Annotated in this window: 17 protein-coding genes and 3 pseudogenes; 7 read left to right on the top strand and 13 right to left on the bottom strand. The window is 60.9% G+C overall.

From position 1 onward, the window contains the following. The 4 genes and pseudogenes from B7L71_RS02365 to B7L71_RS02350 all read right to left on the bottom strand — a co-directional run. A partial coding sequence (locus tag B7L71_RS02365; RefSeq protein ID WP_249273155.1) for an ABC transporter ATP-binding protein occupies positions 1-530 on the bottom strand: 530 nt, incomplete at its 3' end. Beyond that, complete coding sequence (locus tag B7L71_RS02360; RefSeq protein ID WP_081135754.1) at positions 524-1,636, bottom strand: MlaE family ABC transporter permease; 1,113 nt, start codon at positions 1,634-1,636, stop codon at positions 524-526. The genes B7L71_RS02360 and B7L71_RS02365, both read right to left, overlap by 7 nt. 201 nt (positions 1,637-1,837) lie before the next feature. Continuing rightward, a pseudogene (locus B7L71_RS17950) lies at positions 1,838-1,969 on the bottom strand (TAXI family TRAP transporter solute-binding subunit); the annotation flags it as partial. Positions 1,970-2,051: 82 nt separating this feature from the next. Continuing rightward, positions 2,052-3,755 carry a SulP family inorganic anion transporter gene (locus B7L71_RS02350; protein ID WP_081135749.1) on the bottom strand — a complete coding sequence of 568 codons (1,704 nt, stop codon included), beginning with the start codon at positions 3,753-3,755 and terminating at the stop codon, positions 2,052-2,054. A gap of 237 nt (positions 3,756-3,992) precedes the next feature. On the opposite strand from B7L71_RS02350, the gene B7L71_RS02345 reads away from it, so the two are divergent. Beyond that, entirely contained in the window at positions 3,993-5,639 is a 1,647-nt protein-coding gene (locus B7L71_RS02345) for a methyl-accepting chemotaxis protein (RefSeq protein WP_081135746.1), read from the top strand. Here the strand turns inward: B7L71_RS02345 and rarD are convergent. Continuing rightward, a complete protein-coding gene (gene rarD, locus B7L71_RS02340; RefSeq protein ID WP_081135744.1) occupies positions 5,613-6,518 on the bottom strand; it encodes an EamA family transporter RarD in 906 nt (301 codons plus the stop codon). The genes B7L71_RS02345 and rarD overlap by 27 nt on opposite strands. A 72-nt stretch (positions 6,519-6,590) precedes the next feature. Between rarD and B7L71_RS02335 the strand changes: the two genes are divergently transcribed. Together B7L71_RS02335 and B7L71_RS02330 are read left to right on the top strand one after the other, a co-directional pair. Further along, on the top strand, positions 6,591-7,406 hold the full coding sequence (locus B7L71_RS02335; protein ID WP_081135742.1) for an amidohydrolase: 816 nt from the start codon (positions 6,591-6,593) through the stop codon (positions 7,404-7,406). Beyond that, positions 7,406-8,110, top strand: coding sequence for a pseudouridine synthase (locus tag B7L71_RS02330; protein WP_081135740.1), 705 nt, complete (start codon positions 7,406-7,408; stop codon positions 8,108-8,110). Before B7L71_RS02335 ends, B7L71_RS02330 begins: the two co-directional genes overlap by 1 nt. A 154-nt stretch (positions 8,111-8,264) precedes the next feature. Here the strand turns inward: B7L71_RS02330 and B7L71_RS02325 are convergent, their stop codons facing one another. The 7 genes and pseudogenes from B7L71_RS02325 to gloB all read right to left on the bottom strand — a co-directional run bounded on the left by B7L71_RS02325 (position 8,265) and on the right by gloB (position 15,997). Then, positions 8,265-9,857 (bottom strand): ABC transporter ATP-binding protein, encoded by a 1,593-nt coding sequence (locus B7L71_RS02325; protein ID WP_081135737.1) that lies wholly within the window; start codon positions 9,855-9,857, stop codon positions 8,265-8,267. Continuing rightward, complete coding sequence (locus tag B7L71_RS02320; protein ID WP_081135734.1) at positions 9,850-10,923, bottom strand: ABC transporter permease; 1,074 nt, start codon at positions 10,921-10,923, stop codon at positions 9,850-9,852. The genes B7L71_RS02325 and B7L71_RS02320 overlap by 8 nt, the downstream gene beginning before the upstream one ends. Before the next feature lies 1 nt (position 10,924). Next, a pseudogene (locus B7L71_RS17530) lies at positions 10,925-11,451 on the bottom strand (ABC transporter permease subunit); the annotation flags it as partial. Between the two features lies 1 nt (position 11,452). Further along, positions 11,453-11,999, bottom strand: a pseudogene (locus B7L71_RS17525) (microcin ABC transporter permease); the annotation flags it as partial. A gap of 53 nt (positions 12,000-12,052) precedes the next feature. After that, the gene (locus B7L71_RS02310) at positions 12,053-13,921 is read right to left on the bottom strand and encodes an extracellular solute-binding protein (RefSeq protein ID WP_081135732.1); all 1,869 of its coding nucleotides are present in this window, start codon (positions 13,919-13,921) and stop codon (positions 12,053-12,055) included. 52 nt (positions 13,922-13,973) lie between these two features. Continuing rightward, the gene (locus tag B7L71_RS02305; RefSeq protein ID WP_081135729.1) at positions 13,974-15,200 is read right to left on the bottom strand and encodes a transglycosylase SLT domain-containing protein; all 1,227 of its coding nucleotides are present in this window, start codon (positions 15,198-15,200) and stop codon (positions 13,974-13,976) included. Positions 15,201-15,229: 29 nt separating this feature from the next. After that, positions 15,230-15,997 carry a hydroxyacylglutathione hydrolase gene (gloB, locus tag B7L71_RS02300; RefSeq protein ID WP_081135726.1) on the bottom strand — a complete coding sequence of 256 codons (768 nt, stop codon included), beginning with the start codon at positions 15,995-15,997 and terminating at the stop codon, positions 15,230-15,232. Positions 15,998-16,105: 108 nt separating this feature from the next. Here gloB and B7L71_RS02295 point away from each other — a divergent pair, with 108 nt between their 5' ends. Genes B7L71_RS02295 through nudC form a run of 4 tightly spaced genes read left to right on the top strand, consistent with a single transcriptional unit; the run spans position 16,106 to position 18,872 of the window. Next, positions 16,106-16,894 (top strand): class I SAM-dependent methyltransferase, encoded by a 789-nt coding sequence (locus B7L71_RS02295; protein ID WP_081135725.1) that lies wholly within the window; start codon positions 16,106-16,108, stop codon positions 16,892-16,894. Next, positions 16,887-17,369, top strand: a complete 483-nt coding sequence (rnhA, locus tag B7L71_RS02290) for a ribonuclease HI (protein ID WP_016913886.1) — start codon at positions 16,887-16,889, stop codon at positions 17,367-17,369. The genes B7L71_RS02295 and rnhA overlap by 8 nt, the downstream gene beginning before the upstream one ends. Continuing rightward, complete coding sequence (dnaQ, locus tag B7L71_RS02285) at positions 17,357-18,106, top strand: DNA polymerase III subunit epsilon (protein WP_081135722.1); 750 nt, start codon at positions 17,357-17,359, stop codon at positions 18,104-18,106. Before rnhA ends, dnaQ begins: the two co-directional genes overlap by 13 nt. Beyond that, positions 18,099-18,872 (top strand): NAD(+) diphosphatase, encoded by a 774-nt coding sequence (gene nudC / locus B7L71_RS02280; protein ID WP_081135720.1) that lies wholly within the window; start codon positions 18,099-18,101, stop codon positions 18,870-18,872. The genes dnaQ and nudC overlap by 8 nt, the downstream gene beginning before the upstream one ends. A 4-nt stretch (positions 18,873-18,876) precedes the next feature. Here nudC and B7L71_RS02275 read toward each other — a convergent pair whose 3' ends face one another. Beyond that, positions 18,877-19,188 (bottom strand): SCP2 sterol-binding domain-containing protein, encoded by a 312-nt coding sequence (locus B7L71_RS02275; protein ID WP_081135717.1) that lies wholly within the window; start codon positions 19,186-19,188, stop codon positions 18,877-18,879. Positions 19,189-19,305 lie beyond the last annotated feature (117 nt).

The raw sequence follows: 19,305 nt of genomic DNA, 5'->3' as shown, positions 1-19,305 counted from the left end.
AACAGAATGTCAGGGTCCAGGGCCAGGGCGCGAGCCAGCGCGGCGCGCTTGACCATGCCCCCCGACAGCGACTCGGGGAACTGTCGCGCCGCCTGCGGGGGCAGGCCGACCAGCGCCAGCTTGATGCGCGCCAGGTACTCGGCTTCTTCTCGGGACAGTTTAGCGTGCTCGATGAGGGGGAGCGCGACGTTTTCCTGTAGCGTCAACGAGCTGAACAGGGCGCCACGCTGGAAAAGCACGCCAAACCGCCGTTCGACCTGGCTGCGCTCGGCATCGCTCAGCTCGTCGAGCCGGTTGCCTAGCACGTCGATGTGACCTCCATCGGGCTTCTTGAGACCGACGATACTGCGTAGCAGTACGGATTTGCCGGTGCCCGACCCGCCGACCACGCCGAGAATTTCACCGCGCTGCAGCGTCAGGTCGAGGTCTTCATGGACCACGTGGCTTCCAAAGCGGTTGACCAGCCCCTCGACGGTGATGGCCGCGTGGTCGTCGCTGGCATCGGGTGTCTTGTGGTGTTCCTTTACCATCCCATCTCCATGAAAAAGAGTGCCGCCAGGGCGTCCAGTAGAATCACCATGAAAATGGATTGTACGACGCTGGAGGTCGTATGGGTACCCACGGACTGGGCACTGCCGCTGACCTTGAAGCCTTCCAGGCAGCCAATCACGGCAATCACGAAAGCAAACACCGGGGCCTTGCTCATGCCCACCAGAAAATGCGTCACCGAAACATCGTTCTGGAGCGTGTTCATGAATTGGGTCAGGGAGATATCCAGCGAGAGGGTGGCGACCATGGCGCCACCGACCAGGCCACTGAGCATGCCGACGAAGGCCAGCAGGGGCAGGCTGATCAGCATGGCCATGACCCGGGGCAGCACCAGCAGCTCGATGGGGTCCAGCCCCTGGGTTTTGAGGGCATCGATCTCCTCGTTGGATTTCATGGCCCCCAACTGCGCCGTGAAGGCGCTGGCGGTACGCCCCGCCAGCAGAATGGCCGCCAGCAGCACGCCGAATTCGCGCAGGAAGGAAAACGCCACCAGGTCGATGGTGTACACCGTGGCCCCAAAGTCTTCCAGCACCGTGGCCCCGAGAAATGCCACCACGGCCCCCACCATGAAGGTCAATAGGGCCACGATGGGCACGGCATTCAGGCCACTTTGCTGCACATGGGCCACCGTAGCGGTGATGCGCCAACGGCTAGGCCGAAACAATAGTGGGACGAAGGCCGCCAGTACCAGACCGATGAACCCCAGCAGTTGACGCTGCTGAGACCACAAACCGCTCATCTGCTGACCGATGGAAGCCAGCGCTTCGCTGACGCGAGAGGCGCGCGGTTGGTCATTTTCCAGCGGGGATGCCATGGCCTCGGCCAGACGCATCAGCAGAGCTTGCTGCGCGTCCGGTAGCTCGCTGGCCCACTCATTTACCTGCTTGGCGTTGTCAACGCCTACCAGCTCGATGACCAGCGCGGCGCCCGCCGTGTCCAGTTTGTCGAAGCCGGGCAGCTGGATAGACGCTTCAGAGACCTCTCGCTGTCGATTCAGCGTGTCTCTCAAGGCCGAATAGTGGCGAAGCGTCCATTCCCCGTGCAGCGCTATGTGATCATCGTGTTGCGTGACCCACTCGTTTGGCATCCTTGCTCCCTATGTGTCGACAAGGCGATTAATGCTCCATGATGCATTCAAACGAGCGTTAATGAAAGGTCGCCGGCAACGGGATTAACGTGAAGCCCCATATTTGGGGGCGAGTTCCTGCTTGATGCGGGCAGCGACCTCCTTGAGTCGTGGGCCAAGATTGTTGACCAGGCGATCATGATCCAGCCGCAGGCTGGAGCCGCCACCGGTGCCGTAGTAGCTGGCGATACCGCAGGCGCACAGGTCGACACGCCCTTGTTTCAGGGGCGTCATGCGGGAAACGCCGTTGTCACCGGGCAGTATGCGTACCGAAGAGCCGTAATGGTTCTGCAGCCAAAAAAGCCGATTGCTAAACGCAAAAAGCCGAGCAATGGCTCGGCTTTTCAATTGATTTTCAATGGCTTGAAAGATTGGGCTATTGGGAGAATTCACGCCAGGCAGCATAGGTGCTCAAAAATACCCGGCCAGACAGTTCTTCGAGAAAGTCGCTCTTTTTCAGTTGGTCCATGACCGGCCCCTTGACCTCGGCAAGGTGCAGCTTCACATCGGAATCCTTCAGCCGTGCGTTGATGGCATCCAGACTTTCCAGGGCAGAGGCGTCGATCAAATTGACGGCTGAACAGATCAGTACCACGTGTTCCAGCTCGGGTCGGCTGGCCACCAGGTTGTAGACGGTATCTTCGAGGTAGCGGGCGTTGGCGAAGTAGAGGCTCTCATCGATGCGCAGCAGCGCTGCATTTGGAGCGGTTTCGACATCATGGCGCTCGATATTGCGAAAATGCTCGGTGTCGGGCACCCGACCTACCAGCGCGCTGTGGGGGCGGCTGGTGCGATAGAGAAAAAGCGCGATGGAGAGCGTGACGCCGCCAATGATACCGGCCTCGATGCCTTCGACCAGGGTCAGCAGAATCGTGACCGCCATGGCGGCAAAGTCACTGCGGGAGTAGCGCCAGGTCTGGCGCAGCATGGGAATGTCCACCAGCGTCAGGATGGAGACCGTGATGGTGGCCGCCAGGGTGGCGATGGGCAGGTAATAGAGCCAGCCGGTGAACGCCAGCGTCACCAGCCCAATGCCCAGGGCGGCAAAGGCCCCTGCGGCCGGGGTCTGTGCCCCGGCATCGTAGTTGATCACGGTGCGCGAGAGCCCGCCGGTGACCGGCATGCCGCTGGTAAAGCCTGCCGCCAGATTGGCGGCACCCAGGCCGATCAACTCCTGATTGGGCGAAATACGCTGGCGGCGTTTGGCAGCCAGCATCTGGCCCATGGAGACCGACTCCACAAACCCCACCAGACTGATCAGCAGGGCAGGAATCAACAGCGCCCGCCAGAGCGAGGCATCCCCCCAGGGCAGGCTGAACGCGGGCAAGCCGCTGGGAATCGTACCCACCACCGCCACACCCTGATAGGCCAGCTGCCAGTGCCAAGTGACCAGCGTCGTGATCAGCACGGCAAATACCGGGCCTGCCTTGGTCAGCAGGTCAGCCAGGGATGCAGGCACGCCTAGCCAGATCAACGAGCGTTTGCCGTAGCGGCGCAGCGCCACCAGAAACAGCAGCGTCCCCACGCCAATGGTTGCTGTGTAGGGATTGATGTCAGGCAGGTTGGGCAGCAGCGTCATGAGCCGTTCGACGAGCGTAAAGCCGCTGCTGGCAATTCCCAATAGGCCGCCCAGCTGGCTGACCGCAATCAGAATGCCGGAAGCCGTCAGGAAGCCAGAGATGACCGGGTGGCTCAGGAAGTTGCTGAAAAGCCCCATTTTCAGGCTGCCCATGACCAGCAGAATCATGCCCGAGAGCAGCGACAGCACCAGTGCGGCTTGCAGGTATTCGGCGCTACCGGGAGCGGCCACCGACGAGAGTGCCGCCCCCGTCATCAGCGCGATGATGGCCACAGGGCCCACCGCCAGGGTCCGGCTAGTGCCCAGCAGGGTGTAGAGCAGTTGGGGCAGTAGACTGGCGTAAAGCCCTACCACGGCAGGCAGCCCGGCCAGCAGAGCGTATGCCAGCGACTGGGGAATGACCATGACCGTCACGATCAGGCCCGCCATGAGGTCGGCCCCCAGCAGGCGCCGATGATAGTGGGGTAGCCAGGCAAGAATGGGCAAATAGCGCTTCAACATGAGCTCTCGCAGCGTTGGCCATATCAGGAAAAACGGGACCTGCAAAACGGAACATAGTTTAGCCTGTTTAGTTATAAAAATGTCATGTTCACTCGCCCAGGGGCCAAATATTACCTTTTGCTATCCCCCCAAAGTGCTACTTATTTCACCTGTGGAACTGGTTAAGCTGACTGAGTGGTAAACGCGGTCTGTATTGCGCCATGACTCGACGATCTCAACAATAAAAGAGTACTCATTATGCGACTGCTTCGCTGGCTGTTACCGCTGCTATTGATCAGTGCTGCCGTCGGGATGACCTGGCGAGGAGGCTTCTGGGCGTATGCTGGGCTCGCCAGCGCCCTTTTCGCGGGGGGCGCGCTGGTGGCCGCCGCCCTGTACGACGTGTACCGTGCCGATCATCAGCGTTTGGTATCGGTGCCCCGCAGTATCAGGCCGATTCAGGACTATGGTGCGCTACGTGGCATGGCGTATCGCCTGATGCATCGCGCCAGCAGTACTGCCATTGCCTCGGCAGAGGTGTCCCATTACGCCGACCTGATGGCCCAACGTCTCGCCAAACAAGAAAACATGGCCAGTGAGGCCTCTTCCAGCATGAGCGCCATCAACGCTGCCATCATGCAAGTCAGCGCCAGCGCGACACAGGTAGCAGCCCTGGCCGAGAGCGCCCAGCGGGCGAGTCATGACAATCATGATGCGCTGGCCGATATCATTCAGGACATGAGCGATGTTGCCGAGCGCTCCGGCCAGGCGTTGGATATGCTCACCGAGCTGAATGACAAGATCGAACGGGTGCGCAGCGTGACCTCGATGATCGAGGGGGTGGCCGAACAGACCCACTTGTTGTCGCTGAATGCGTCTATCGAGGCTGCCAGGGCCGGTGAGCATGGCCGAGGCTTTGCGGTGGTGGCGGGGGAGGTGCGCGACCTGGCGTTGAAAACGTCCACGGCCACCCAGAGTATCGATGGGCTGGTCAAGGATATGCACCAAAGCGGCCAGAGTGTCGTCAGCACCATGGGCGGGCTGATGACCCGGGTGCGTGAACGGGCTGAGGAGATGCAGCAGGTAGGGAGCAGCCTGGCCACCATTACCCAGGAGTTCGACCAGGTGCAGCAGGAAATCACCAGCGTGGCGGGGGCCATGGACAGTACACGTGCCCACAGCCAGACCGTGGCGGACAGCCTCGACCAGCTGGAACACGATGTAGATGAAGGGAACCGCCACATGCATGCCCTTGCCCAGCAAGCCCATGCCCTGATGGATGCGGCCGAGAGCGTTGATGCAGAGTTGGCCCAGCAGCGGCTGGAAGGGCGCCATCAGCAGGTATTCAAGGTGGCGCGTCAAACTGCCGACCAGATTGGCAAGCTGTTCGAAAAGGCCTTGAGCCGAGGCGAGCTATCGGAGGCCGCGTTGTTCGATCCGGATTATGCGGTGATCCCTGGGACCCAGCCGCCGCTTTATCATACCGGCTTCGATGCTTTCACCGACCAGCAGCTGCCCGCCCTGCAGGAGCCGCTGTTGGCAGGTCACGGCCTGAGCTACGCGATTGCCTGTGACCGCAATGGCTATGTGCCCACCCACAACGCGGCGGTGAGCCGTGAACCCAACGGCGACCCGCAACACGACCTGAAATATTGCCGCAGCAAGCGCATTTTCGATGACCCCACCGGTCGCCGCTGTGGTGCCCATGAGCAGCCGCTGCTACTGCAAACCTACAAGCGCGACACGGGCGAGATCATGCACGACCTGTCGGTCCCCATTCATGTGCACGGCAAACACTGGGGTGGCTTCCGTGTGGGCTATCAGCCCGAACAAGCCGCACAGGCTCAAGCCCCAGAGCAGGTGCCTGCCACGCTGGCCTCAAGCGGCCGCCTGGCGCGGGCGTGATTGCCAGGACGACCATGAATAGAGCGCCAGGCCTGTCCAGATCATCAGAAACGTGACGAGCTGAATCAGGCCCAGCGGCTCTCCAAACACGGTCAGTGCAATCAAAAACTGAATGCTGGGGTTGATGTACATCAAGAACCCCAGGGTGGCCAGCCGCAAGCGGCGTGCGGCCCCGGCAAACGCCATCAGCGGCAGGGCCGTAAGAATACCGCTGACCACCAGTAACGCCGACATGGGCACGTCGTGCAGAAAATGCGACGTGCCTTGCCAGCTCATCCAGCTCAGCGCCATCAGTGCCAGCGGGAAGAGCAGCAGTGTTTCCACGAACAGGCCGGACAGCCCATCCAGCGGCACCTGCTTGCGAAAGAGTCCATAACTGCCGAAACTCAGCGCCAGCAGCAGGCTGATCCACGGCAACTCCCCCAGCATGACGAATTGCACGGCAATCGCCAGGCTGGCGAGACCAAGTGCCACCAGCTGTAGCCGGGCCATGACTTCCCTGAGCACCAGCATGCCCAACGCAACGTTGACCAGCGGGGTGAGAAAGTAGCCCAGGCTGGCCTGCAGCACCTGCTTGCTCTCCACGGCATAGATGTAGATGCCCCAGTTGAACGCGATCAGCAGCGCGCAGGCCAGCACCCTACCCAGGCGCCTGGGCTCGACCAGCGCGGCCACCACCGGAGGCCAGTGGCGCAGGACGCTGATCAGCCCGACCAGGAACAGGCATGACCACAAAATGCGGTGGATCAGAATTTCAAACGCGGGTATTCCATCGAACAGCGCAAAGAACAGCGGAAAACAACCCCACATGGTATAGGCGGTCAAACCGAACATGACGCCCTTGACCGCTTCAGGGTCTCTGGGTGCAGAGGGAAGCATAGCAGCCTCATTAACTAAAAATGCTAATCTAGCACACAATCGACCAAGACATTGATGCAAAGGAGGCATGGCATGAGCCAGCTGAAAACCAGCCTGGTGCAGTGTGACTTGCGCTGGGAAGACCCCCACGCCAATCACACGCATTTGGCCAAACTGCTGGGCGACCTGGATAGCCGGGACACGGACTTGATCGTGCTGCCCGAAATGTTCGCCACCGGCTTTACCATGAACTCACGCGAGATGGCCCAGCCCATGGCCGAGAGCCAGAGCGTGGCCTGGCTGCAAGCGCAGGCGCAGGCCAGGGGCTGTGTGATGACCGGCAGCGTGGCCATCGTGGATGATGGCCACTACTACAATCGCATGATGTGGGCGACGCCCGACGGCGAGCTGCGCTACTACGATAAGCGCCACCTATTCCGCATGGCGGGAGAGCATCAGCGATACGGCATGGGGTCGGCGCGGCAGATCGTCGAACTCAAGGGATTCAAGCTGCAGCTCAGCGTTTGCTACGACCTGCGGTTTCCGGTGTGGATGCGCCAGCAGCCAGCAGAAGGCGAGCATTTCGAGTATGATGCCGTGCTGTGCGTGGCTAACTGGCCCGCCCCGCGTCGCCATCCGTGGCGTACGCTGCTGCAAGCTCGCGCGGTGGAAAACCTCGCCTATGTGATAGGCGTCAATCGCGTGGGCGAAGACGCCAAGGGGCTGGCCTATAGCGGCGACTCCATGCTGGTCGATTTCAAGGGCGAACCGCTCATCGACCATCCTGCCCATACCGCGTTCATCGACACCGGAACGCTCGACAAGACGGAACTGGATGCCTTTCGTGACAAATTTCCTGCCTGGCAAGATGCCGATCGCTTTTCGCTGCTGCCGGGAGTGGGCCAATAATGCGCCTTGATCGTTTTTTGAGTGAAACCTCTGCGCTGACCCGCAGCCTCGCCAAGCGCGCCTTGAAAAATGGCGAAGTGACGCTGAATGGCGAGCCCATCAAGCAAGCCGCTACCCATATCGACACGGCCCAGGACGAGGTGCGTTTGAATGGCGAGCGTCTCGAGCTGGTGGGGCTGCGCTATATCATGTTGCACAAGCCCAGGGACGTGGAGTGCACCGCACGCCGGGGTCTGTATCCGCGGGTCATCGATATCATCGATGAGCCCAAGGTAGAACGCCTTCAGCCGGTAGGGCGCTTGGATGTGGACACCACCGGACTGCTGCTATTGACCGATGACGGGCAGTGGTCCCACCGGGTGACCTCGCCGCGCCACCGCTGTGCCAAGGTGTATCTCGCCGAGCTGGCCGAGCCCATGGAAGGTGAGGCGGCTCAGCAGGCGGTCGAGCGCGTGGCCGAAGGCCTGCTGCTGGAAGGTGAAGAGACTCCCACCCAGCCGGCCACGCTGCGTTTCATTACCCCGCAGCAGGCGGAGCTGACCATTACCGAAGGCCGCTACCATCAGGTAAAGCGGATGTTTGCTGCCTTGGGCAACCACGTCGAGGCGCTCCATCGGCACTCGATCGGTAGCCTTGCGTTGCCCGACGATTTGGCACCGGGCGAGTGGCGGGCGTTGACTCAGGAAGAGATCGACAGCTTTTAAACGGGCCATATTTATACCGTTATCTTATCTAGCCTGAAAAAATGACCACACCTTTGGATGTTTTCAGACGCTGGCGGAGAGGCTCGGATCGAGCGCTATCCGCCAGCGATGGATTTTGCCAGAAATGCCCTTGGTGATCAGCTTTTCAGCCTGCTCACGAAAGGTGAGCGGCACTCAAAAGCGCTTGGGTATACGGGTGGCTAGGGTTGGCCAGCACGTCAAGACAATCCCCCTGTTCGACCACCTCGCCATCTTTCAACACCATGATGCGGTGTGCCATGGCGCGGACGACGGCCAGGTCGTGGCTGATGAACAGATAGCTGAGCTGCCGCCTGGCCTGCAGTTCTCGCAGTAGCGTGACCAGCTGCTTTTGCACGGTGCGGTCCAGGGCAGAGGTAGGCTCGTCGAGGACCAGCAGCTCGGGCTCCAGGATGATGGCCCGAGCCACGGCAATACGCTGGCGTTGGCCGCCTGAAAACTCGTGGGGGTAACGGTCGGCACAACTTTCGGGCAGGCCGACTTCCGTCAGGGTCTGGCGGACGCGCTCGCTGACCTCGTGGTCGCTCAGGCGCGGAAAGTGAAAGCGCAACCCTTCGCTGACGATGTCGAACACGGGCATGCGCGGAGAAAGCGCGCCGTAGGGGTCCTGAAACACCATCTGCAGCCGATGGCGCTGGCGCCGCAGGGCGTCTCCCGTCAGCTCGCTCAGCCGTGCATCGCCCAGGCTCACATCTCCCTCGCTGGCCACCAGCCGCATGATGGCCGAGGCCAGCGTGGTCTTGCCCGACCCGGACTCGCCCACGATGCCCAGGGTCTCACCGGATGCTATGTGCAGATCGGTGGCTTTCAGCGCTTCGAAAGCCGGGGGCTGGCGCTGGAACAGCCGCGTCTTGGGACGTTTGAAGCTGACGCGCAGCTGGCGGGCGCTCAGCAGGGCAGCGCTGCTGAGCGGCGCTGCAGGTCGGCCCTCCGGCTCGGCGGCGATAAGTGCTCGGGTGTAGTCGCTTTGCGGGTTGGCGAAGACCTGTGCGACGGGCCCGGTTTCTTCTACCTTGCCGCGATACATCACGCAGACACGATCGGCATGGCGACGCACCAGGTTGAGGTCGTGGCTGATCAGCAGCAGCCCCATGCCGTGGTGATCGCGTAGCTCCTTGAGTAGCGCCAGAATTTCCTGCTGTACCGTGACGTCCAGCGCCGTGGTGGGTTCGTCGGCAATCAACAGTGCGGGGTTGTTGGCGATGGCCATGGCGATCATGACGCGCTGGCGCTGGCCTCCTGAGAGCTGGTGAGGCCAGGCGTCCAGCAGCTCGTCGGGGCGGGGCAGTTTGACCTGCTCCAGCAGCGTTCGCGCCCGCTGCCTGGCCGCTTGTCCGCTCAACCCCTGATGCAGGTGCAGAGTTTCCCCTACCTGCTTGCCAATGCGATGCAGCGGGTTGAGCGATGTCATCGGCTCCTGAAAAATGAACCCGACGCGGTTGCCCCGCAGCGTGTTCCAGTCCCGCTCACGCAGCTGGCTCAGGTCACGGCCTTCCAGCAGGCGCTGGCCAACGACCTGGGCATTGCTGGGCAGCAAGCCAATGGCGCCCAGCGCGGAGACCGACTTGCCCGAGCCAGACTCTCCGACGATGGCCAGGGTTTCCCCCGCATTCAGCGACAGCGACAGTTTGTCGACCACCACCTGGCCATCGAACGCCACGCTGAAGTCGTTCAGGTGCAGCAGAGGGGTGGAGCTAAGTTCAGACATGGGCGGCTTCCCCGGCAGCAGTGGCGCCTTGCTTGACGTGGCGAGGATCGAAGGCATCCCGCAGGCCTTCACCGATGAATACCAGCAGTGACAACATGATGGCCAGCGTCATGAAGGCCGTGATACCGAGCCAGGGCGCATGCAGGTTGTTCTTGCCCTGTGCCGCCAGTTCACCCAGCGAGGGGGCGCCTGGGGGCAAGCCGAAGCCCAGAAAGTCGAGTGCTGTCAAGGTGCCGATGGCGCCGGTAAAGATGAACGGAATGAATGTAAGCGTGGCCACCATGGCGTTGGGCAGGACATGGCGCCACATGATGAGTCGGGAAGGAAGCCCCATGGCCTTGGCAGCCCGCACGTACTCCAGGTTGCGGGCGCGCAGGAACTCGGCGCGCACGATATCCACCAGGCCCAGCCAGGAAAACAGCAGCATGATGCCCAGTAGCCACCAGAAGCCCGGCTGCACGAAGCTGGCCAGAATGATCAGCAGGAACAGCACCGGCAGCCCGGACCATATCTCCGTGAAACGCTGGCCGATGAGATCCACCTTGCCGCCGAAATAGCCCTGCAGGCCACCGGCAATGACCCCGATGACCAGCGAGCCTGTGGTCAACACCAGCGCGAAAGCCACCGAGAGACGAAAGCCATAAATCACCCGGGCCATGACATCGCGCCCTTGATCATCGGTGCCCAGCCAGTGGCGCCCATCGGGTGGGGCTGGAGAGGGGCGGCTCATCTGCATGTCGAGGGTTTGATACGAAAAGGGGATGATGGGCCAGAGCGCCCAGCCATGGTCGCTAATCTGCTGTTGAATGAATGGATCGAGATAGTCGGTACGGGTGGGCAAAAAGCCGCCGAACTCGGTTTCCGGATAGTCGACCAGCAAGGGAACGTACCACTGGCCGTCGAACTGCATCACGATGGGTTTGTCGTTGGCGATCAGCTCCGCGAACAGGCTGATGATGAACAGTACGCCAAACAGCCACAGCGAGACGCGTGCCCGCCGGTTAGCCTTGAACGCCGCCCAGCGTCGCCGGGTAATTGGGGAAAGGCGGGAGGAGATGGCGCGCATATCAGGACTCCCTGGAGGCGAAATCGATACGTGGGTCGACCCACACGTAGGTCAGGTCAGAAATCAGCTTGAGCACCAGCCCGATGACGGTATACAGGAACAGGGTGCCGAAGATGACCGGGTAGTCGCGTTGCATGACGGCCTCGAAACCCAGTAGCCCCAGCCCATCCAGCGAAAAAATCACCTCGATGAGCAGCGCACCGGTAAAGAAAATGCCGATCATCGCCGAAGGTAGTCCGGCGATGATGATCAGCATGGCGTTACGGAACACGTGGCCATACAGGATACGCTGCTCGTCGGCGCCCTTGGCGCGCGCCGTCAACACATACTGCTTGTGGATTTCATCCAGGAAGCTGTTCTTGGTCAGCATGGTGAGCGTGGCGAAACTGCCGATGGCGGCGGCCAGTACCGGTAGCGTGATATGCCAGAAGTAGTCCTTGATCTTGCCCCAGGTGGAGAGGTCGGCAAAATCGGGGGGAAGTAAGGCCTCTCAGCGGGAACCAGTCCAGATACGATCCCCCCGCAAACNGCACGATCAGCAGGATGGCGAACAGAAAGCCGGGGATGGCGTAGCCGACAATGACCAGCCCTGAGCTCCACACGTCGAATCGAGAACCGTGGTGCAGCGCCTTGCGAATGCCCAGCGGAATCGAAATCAGGTAGACCAGCAGGGTGGTCCAAAGGCCCAGCGAGATGGAGACCGGCAAGCGCTCGACCATCAGCTCGATCACCGGGCGGTCGCGGAAGAAGCTGGTGCCAAAATCGAAGGTCAGATAGTCCACCATCATGCCGATGAAGCGCTCATGGGCGGGTTTGTCGAACCCGAACTGCTGCTCCAGCTGTTCGATAAAGCGCGGGTCTATACCGCGGGCGCCACGGGAGTCGTCACTGACCTGAATGTCGGCACCGCCCATGTCCAGGCGCGTACTGGCCATGGCGTCGGCCCCTTCGAAACGGGCCAGCATCTGGTCGATAGGCCCTCCCGGTGCTGCCTGAACGATCACGAAGTTCAGCAGCATGATGCCGAACAGTGTCGGGATCATCAGTAGCAGTCGGCGAAGTGTATAGCGTGCCACGGTGCACCCCATGAAATGAGAGTTGAGCCATTGTCTTGTTCTGCGTTCAGCGATTAACGGCGTCGGTTGCGCCGCTCCAGCGCCGCTTCACGCTCACTGTCGACCCACCAGGCATCCAGATCCATGGCGTAGGCCGGTGCTGGATCGGGGTAGCCAAACTTGTCCCACACGGCAATCCGGGTTTCTCCCGAGTGGTAGTGGGGAATCACATAGAACCCCCAGCGCAGCACACGGTCCAGCGCGTGGGTAATGGTATCGAGGGTTGCTCGATCCTCGGCGCGAATCAGCTGTTCCACCAGCGAGTCCACGGCCGGATGCGCCAGAGCCATGCGGTTACGGCTCTGTGGCGACTCGGCGGCCGCGCTGGTCCAGTAGTCGCGCTGCTCGTTGCCGGGGTTGTTGGATTGGGGGAAGTGGCTGATGACCATGTCGTAATCGTAGCTGCGCACGCGGTTCAGATACTGGTTGATATCGACGATGCGCATGGAGGTCTGGATACCCAGGCGCGCCATGTTACGCAGCATGGGCTGTACCACCCGTTCCATGCCGGTGTCGTACATCAATACTTCCAGACTAAGCGGCCGCCCCGTCTGCTCGTTGATCAATACGCCATCTTCCACCACGTATCCGGCGTCTTCCAACAGCGTCAGTGCACGCCGGAGTCGTTCGCGTAGCTCGGTGGGGTGCTCGATGGGCAGCGGGTCGGTAAACAGCCGCTCGGATCGATGCGACGCCAGCAGCTCGTCACGGAAGGGCTCCAGCAGCGCCAGCTCTTCTTCGGTAGGCAGGCCGACGGCTTCCATTTCGGAGTTTTGAAAGAAGCTCTCGGTGCGGTAGTACGTATCGTAAAAGATATTGGTGTTTAGCCACGGGAAATCGAAGGTGAGACTCAGCGCCTCGCGTACCCGTGGGTCCTGGAATTTCTCGCGCCGCAGGTTGAACACGAAGGCCTGCATCATCGAGGGATTGACGTCGGGCACGGTAATCCGTTTGATCTGCCCCTGGCGATAGGCCGGAAAGTCGTAGCCAATCGCCCAGGTGGCGGCGCGGGCATCGATACGAAAATCGGTCAAGCCCGCCTTGAAAGCCTCCCAGGCGATATCACGATCCCGATAGTACTCGTAGGTGATGCGGTCGATGTTATAGCGCCCGACATTGACGGGGAGATCCTTGCCCCAGTAATTATCGTCGCGCTGGTAGACGATACGGCGGCCAGGGTCGACCTCGCTGATGCGGTAGGGGCCAGAGCCCGGATGGGCCGCCAGGGTGGGGGCGGTAAAGTCACGGGGTTCCCAATAGTGGCGCGGCAGGATCGGCATCTGCGCGACGATCAACGGCAGCTCGCGGGACTGAGTGTCGTTGAATTCAAAACGTACCTGATGTTCGCTGAGCGCCGTGACCTTTTCTACCCCGGCATAGTAGCTGGCGTAGAAAGGATTGCCCTGTTCGCGCAGCAGGTCAAAGGTGAAGACTACGTCGTAAGCGGTGACCGGCTCCCCATCCTGAAAGCGTGCCTGCTCGTGCAGATCGAACTCGATCCACTCACGCTCAGGGTCCAGGCGCACGCCACGGGCCAGCAGGCCATACAGACTGAACGGCTCGTTGGGGTTGCTCTCCATCAGCGTGTCGTAAATTTGTGAGATGCCGGTGGCGGGAGTGCCGCGAATGATGAAAGGGTTGGTGGAGTCGAAACTGCCGCCCACGGCGGTATGGGTGATGGAACCGCCCTTGGGTGCCTGGGAGTTGACATGGGGGAAGTAGGCAAAGTCTTCGGGCAGCTCAGGGCTATCGTAAAGCGATAGCCCATGCACCGTGGGGACGGGGGCGCTACCCTCGCCTGGCGGTGAGGCCCATAACGTGGCACTCAGCAATAGGCCACCGACCAGTAGAACTGCTTTCGACAACAACTCACCGCGTGGCATTGGTAACGTCCTGTAGTGGCAAAACCGGGGTGGTCACGGGGTTCAGGCCGCCCTAGCCACCCGATAATGAGAGCAGCTGACCGGGCTGTAGGGCTTCCGGGCGATCCAGCCCATTCCACCTGATTAAATCTTGCTGATCAAGATTATAGCGTGCGGCAATTGTGGAAAGATTGTCGCCCCGTTCAACGCGGTGTACCGAAGGGGAGTCCGTTGCCACGTAGCTGCCGCTGGATTGTGATAGCTGTGCCAGCACCTGGGTGTCCACTTCCTCGGGTACCAGCAGCGTTTGTGCGCTGTTGGGATCGATGCTGCCGTTCAACAGGCCCGGGTTCAGCTCGGCCAGGGCCGACTGGCTGACATCCAGCATGCGAGAGGCCTGTGCCAGGCTGACGGGCTGTTCCAGCTGTACCTTGGCAAAGGCCGGTTCCGCGTGAATGTCAGGCAAGCTGACACCATAGCGTTCGGGGTTGTCGATGATAGTGGCAATGGCCTTCAGTTTGGGAACGTACTGCATGGTTTCGTTGGGCAGCGCCAGATCCCAGTAGTGGCCTGCCAGGCCCTGGTTCTGGGCCTGCTGGCGTGCGCGATTGACCGTGCCTGCGCCTGCGTTGTAAGCCGCCAGAGAGAGCATCAGGTCGCCTTCGTACCACTCGTCGGCCTGCATTTCCAGGTAATTGAGCGCGGCGTCGGTGGACGTCACCACGTCCAGGCGACCATCGTACTGGCCGTTGCGTACCAGGCCCAGTGCATCACCGGTGCCGGGCATGAACTGCCATAACCCGGCGGCGCCCATATGGCTGCGGGCGCTGGGGTCGAAGGAGCTTTCGACGAAGGGGATCAGGGCAATTTCACCGGGCAGGCCTCGTTCGGATACCTGCTGGGCAATCCAGGCAAGCCAGGGCGTGGCACGCTCGGTGATCGAGGCGATATTCTGGGGGCTGGCGCTGTAGAATTGAATCCACTCGTCTACCCGGGCCTGGGCATCGGCAGGCAGGTGCTTCTCCTGCCACTGAAAACTCGAGCGCAGGATGCTCCAGGCGTCCTGGGGCTGGAGTTCGAGGGCTTCCCAGAAGTGGTGCTGAAACGCAGAGGGTCGGGCCGTCAAGGCATCTTCGGCATTATCCAGCGCAGAGGAGGCGTCGTCGCTGCTGGCGTGGGAGCCCCACTGAGGGTCCGTGGCAGAGGCTTGAGTATTCGCGGCGGCGGCCAAAAAAAGGCCCATAATAACCGTACTGCCGGCGCTCAATAACAAGCGCTGGCGAAGCGTTCGATAAGTCATAGTGTATTCGTTTCTGTTCGATAGCGTTCTTAAAAACGGTTCTTCCACTCGCGCAGAGTGGTGAACGTAGCGAGTTCGTCGTCATTTGCCCCTTGCATGCCAGCGGCCAAGCGCACGCTTTCGGTGCCGACACGCAGGTAAGGGTTGATCGTCAGCTCGCGTCCTATCGTGCTGGGTAAGGTGGGCCTGCCTAGCGCCCTGGCCTTCTCGCACTCCTGTTGTGCGCGTGTTACAGCATCGTTGTCAGGATCCGCAGCACGTGCAAAGCTCAGATTTGCCTGAGTATATTCATGCGCTGCAAAGACCAGTGTTTCCTGGGGGAGTTCCGCAAGACGACGCAGTGAGTTCAGCATTTGCTCCGGCGTGCCTTCGAAAAGACGGCCGCAGCCAGCATGAAACAGCGTGTCGCCACAGAACAGAAGGGCGGGAATACCCGGTGTAAAGTAGCTGATATGATCCAGCGTATGGCCGGGGGTCTCCATCACTTCGAAGGCGCGACCCAACACTCTTACCTGATCGCCCTCGCCGACACGCTGGTCGATACCTTGAATATCCGGGTTATGGGGACCAATCACCAAGGGGGCGTAGCGCTCTTTCAGCGCCGCCAGCCCGCCGGTGTGGTCATGATGATGATGCGTGATCAAAATCGAATCGAGGGTCAGGGATTCTCGCTCGAGGAAATCGATCACGGGGGGCGCTTCACCGGGGTCCACCACGCAAACGCCTTGACTGTTATCCTGTCTTATCAGCCAAATATAGTTGTCGCTTAAGGCGGGTATCGGTGTCACGCTCATCATGGGCGAGATCCCTCGGAGTTTGTCAGACCTGCTCGAAAATTGCCGTGCGCCGCATCATGTGGCAGCGCGCCCTTCAAAAGCCCAATACTGTGGAGGCAAGAGTCGTTCATGTCAAATTCGCCGGATGTCACACGACTTGCCCGCTCTCTGGCTCAGGCTCGCGCCTATTGGCAAACGGATGCCGGGCGTTCGCTGTGGGAAGCCCAGCGCGCCTGCCTGGGGCCGGTGGTAGAAGGTCGAAAAGGTGGGCACAGCCTGGAGATGGGGATGGCCCCGCCATTGATGACCATGTCCAGTATTGCCCATCAGGTGGTCTGGGCGCCGAACAGAGAGAGCGCAGAGGGTGAGTCCACCCTGATTTGCCCCCCGGAACAGCTGGCGCTCCCGGACCGCTGTCTGGACGTCATGGCGATTCATCACTGGCTCGAATATTTGCCGGATGCGCACCATACGCTGCAGGAAGCCGCCCGTGTGACCGCCGACAACGGTGTGCTGGTGCTGTTTGGCTTCAACCCGGTAGGCCTCAACGGGCTCAGTCGCCGGTGGCGCAAGGCCGAATATCCGTGGCAAGGCCAGTGGCGCACGGTGAACCGCCTGCGGGACTGGCTCGCGTTTGTCGATTTCGAGGTGGAGCGCGTAGACTACTGCTGTTTTCGTGGCCCCATGAGCACCACTTGCCGCGAACGCTGGGAGCGGCTGGGCCGACGCCACAACATGCCGCTGGGTGAGAGTTACATGATTCAGGCGCAGCGTCGGCAGCGTCATGCCCCCATCCAGCGCGTCAAGTTTGGTTTGCGTACGCCGGTTTCGTCGTCTCTTGGCGTCACACGCACCAGCACAGCCGCCCGGCTACCCGCTGGAAAACGACGTATAGAAAAGGATAGTGAGCGTGAGTAACCAAGCAGCCAGTGAGCTGCCCCGTGTCACGGTGTATACCGATGGGGCGTGTCGTGGCAATCCTGGCCCCGGCGGATGGGGAGTGCTGCTGGTCAGCGGTACCCATGAGAAGACCTTGAAAGGCTTCGAGGCGAACACCACCAACAATCGCATGGAGTTGATGGCGGCCATCATGGCGCTGCGCACGCTCAACAAGCCCTGTGAAGTGGCGTTGTGGACCGATTCGCAGTACGTCCGCCAGGGCATTACCCAGTGGATTCACAACTGGATGAAACGCGGCTGGAAAACCGCTTCCAAACAGCCAGTGAAGAATGCCGAGCTTTGGAAATCACTGCACGAAGAGACCCAGCGCCATCGTGTCGAGTGGCACTGGGTCAAAGGGCATAGTGGCCACCCCGGTAACGAGCGCGCCGACGCCCTGGCCAACGAAGCCATCGATGAGCATCAGAGGAGCAAGACCCCATGCGCCAGGTAATTCTGGATACCGAAACGACAGGTATCGACCCCAAGGATGGCCACCGTCTGGTAGAGATCGGCGCCGTCGAGATGGTCAATCGGCGGTTCACCGGGCGCACCTACCACCAATACATCAACCCCGAGCGTCATATCGATGCCGAGGTGGTGGCCGTCCATGGCATCGATGATGCCAAAGTAGCCAACGAGCCGGTATTTGCTGAGATTGCCGACGATTTTTGGGCCTTCATCGACGGGGCCGAGCTGGTCATTCACAACGCACCGTTCGACGTGGGCTTCATCGACCACGAGCTGAACATGCTCAACAAGCGGCGCAAGTCGCCGGTATTGGGGCCGGTCAGGGAGCACTGCCGTATCCTCGATACGCTGGTCATGGCCCGCGAAATGCACCCGGGCCAGCGCAACAATCTGGATGCGCTTTGCAAGCGATATGACATCGATAATGGCCACCGGGTGCTTCACGGGGCCTTGCTGGATGCGGAAATTCTGGCCGATGTCTACCTGGCGATGACCGGTGGGCAAACGGCGTTAACCCTGGATGCCGAGAGTGACAATGGCCAGCGTAAAGAGCGCCAAGCCAACGAAGGGCTGTCGGTTCAGCGGCTGTCGCTGGCGCCAGGGCAGCTACGAGTGATTCGCCCCAGTGCAGAAGAGCAGGCCGCCCATCAGGCAAAGTGCCAGGCGCATCAACTGCGCTGGCTGTCGGCAAGCGGTGAGAGTGGTACGGCCGATGCTTAGACGTGAAATTCCGCACCATGCGCGTGAAGGCCGAGTGATTCGCGTCGCGCGCAGCCATATAGCACCGGCACCGCTGGTGGGTGAGCTGTCTCCGCTTCAGCCCCATCAGCCCTGGGACGAGCACATGCAGCCCCTGTGCTACTGGCATGACGAGCCCGTGGCTTTGCAGGTCGAAAGTGCGCCGGGGGATGGCTGGATAGAGGGGAGCCAGTGGCTATCAGAACTGCCAGCCTCATGGTTTAGCCTGCTGGCCACGGCCTTGCAGGTCGGTGCCTGGCTGGAAAACCACCGTTTTTGCAGCCGCTGTGGTGAGCGAGCCTCCAAGCTGGAAGCCGAATTCGCCATGCACTGCTATGCGTGCGGGCATCGCAACTACCCGCGAATTTCACCCTGTATCATCACGCTGGTGACCCGGGGGGAAGCCATGCTGCTGGCCCGCAGCCCGCGCTTTCCGCCCGGGCGCTACTCTACCCTGGCAGGGTTCATCGAGCCGGGGGAGTCAGCAGAGGAGGCGGTGCACCGAGAAGTGTTCGAAGAGGTGGGGGTGCATGTGGATCAACTGCGCTATCACCACAGCCAGGCATGGCCTTTCCCGCATTCGCTGATGCTGGGCTATTTTGCGGAAGCGACCACTCAGCGGATCATGATCGACGGGGTCGAAATCAGCGATGCTGCCTGGTTTTCGCCGCGGCAGCTGCCTGCGCTGCCGCCGCCTTACTCTATTTCACGGGACTTGATCGAAACGCACCTGGCCCGCTGGCGCTGAGGGCTTACCTGCCCGGAAACAGGCTAGTCAGCTTGGTGGCCAGCATGACATTGCCGGTCGCCTTGAGCTTGCCGGTCATGAACGCGGTCATGCCATTGATGTCGCCACTCATGATGCCCTTGAGGGTATCGGTGCTCAGGCTCAAGCTCACCGAAGGGTCGTCGTGTTCGCCTTCATGCACTCCCAGGCTACCGTCCTGAACCGAGAGATAGTGGCTGCCAGCATCGGAAAAATGAAACTGGAAAACTTCGTTCATGCCTTTGGCTGCTTCGGGGTCGAAGCGGGATTGCAGTTTTTCAAGGGTATTGGATGACATAAGGTATGCTCACGTAACAGTTGATGTGGATTGACGTTATCTCACGAGAGTATTTCAAACAGTTGTTTTAATCAAGCCTCGTTGACACTTCCTCACAATCTGCGGTTGACGTCCTCC

The organism is Halomonas sp. BC2 (assembly GCF_002078115.1).
Lineage (GTDB): Bacteria > Pseudomonadota > Gammaproteobacteria > Pseudomonadales > Halomonadaceae > Vreelandella > Vreelandella stevensii.
Note: the sequence above shows the minus strand (reverse complement) of the source record. Positions and strands in the feature narration are given on the sequence as shown.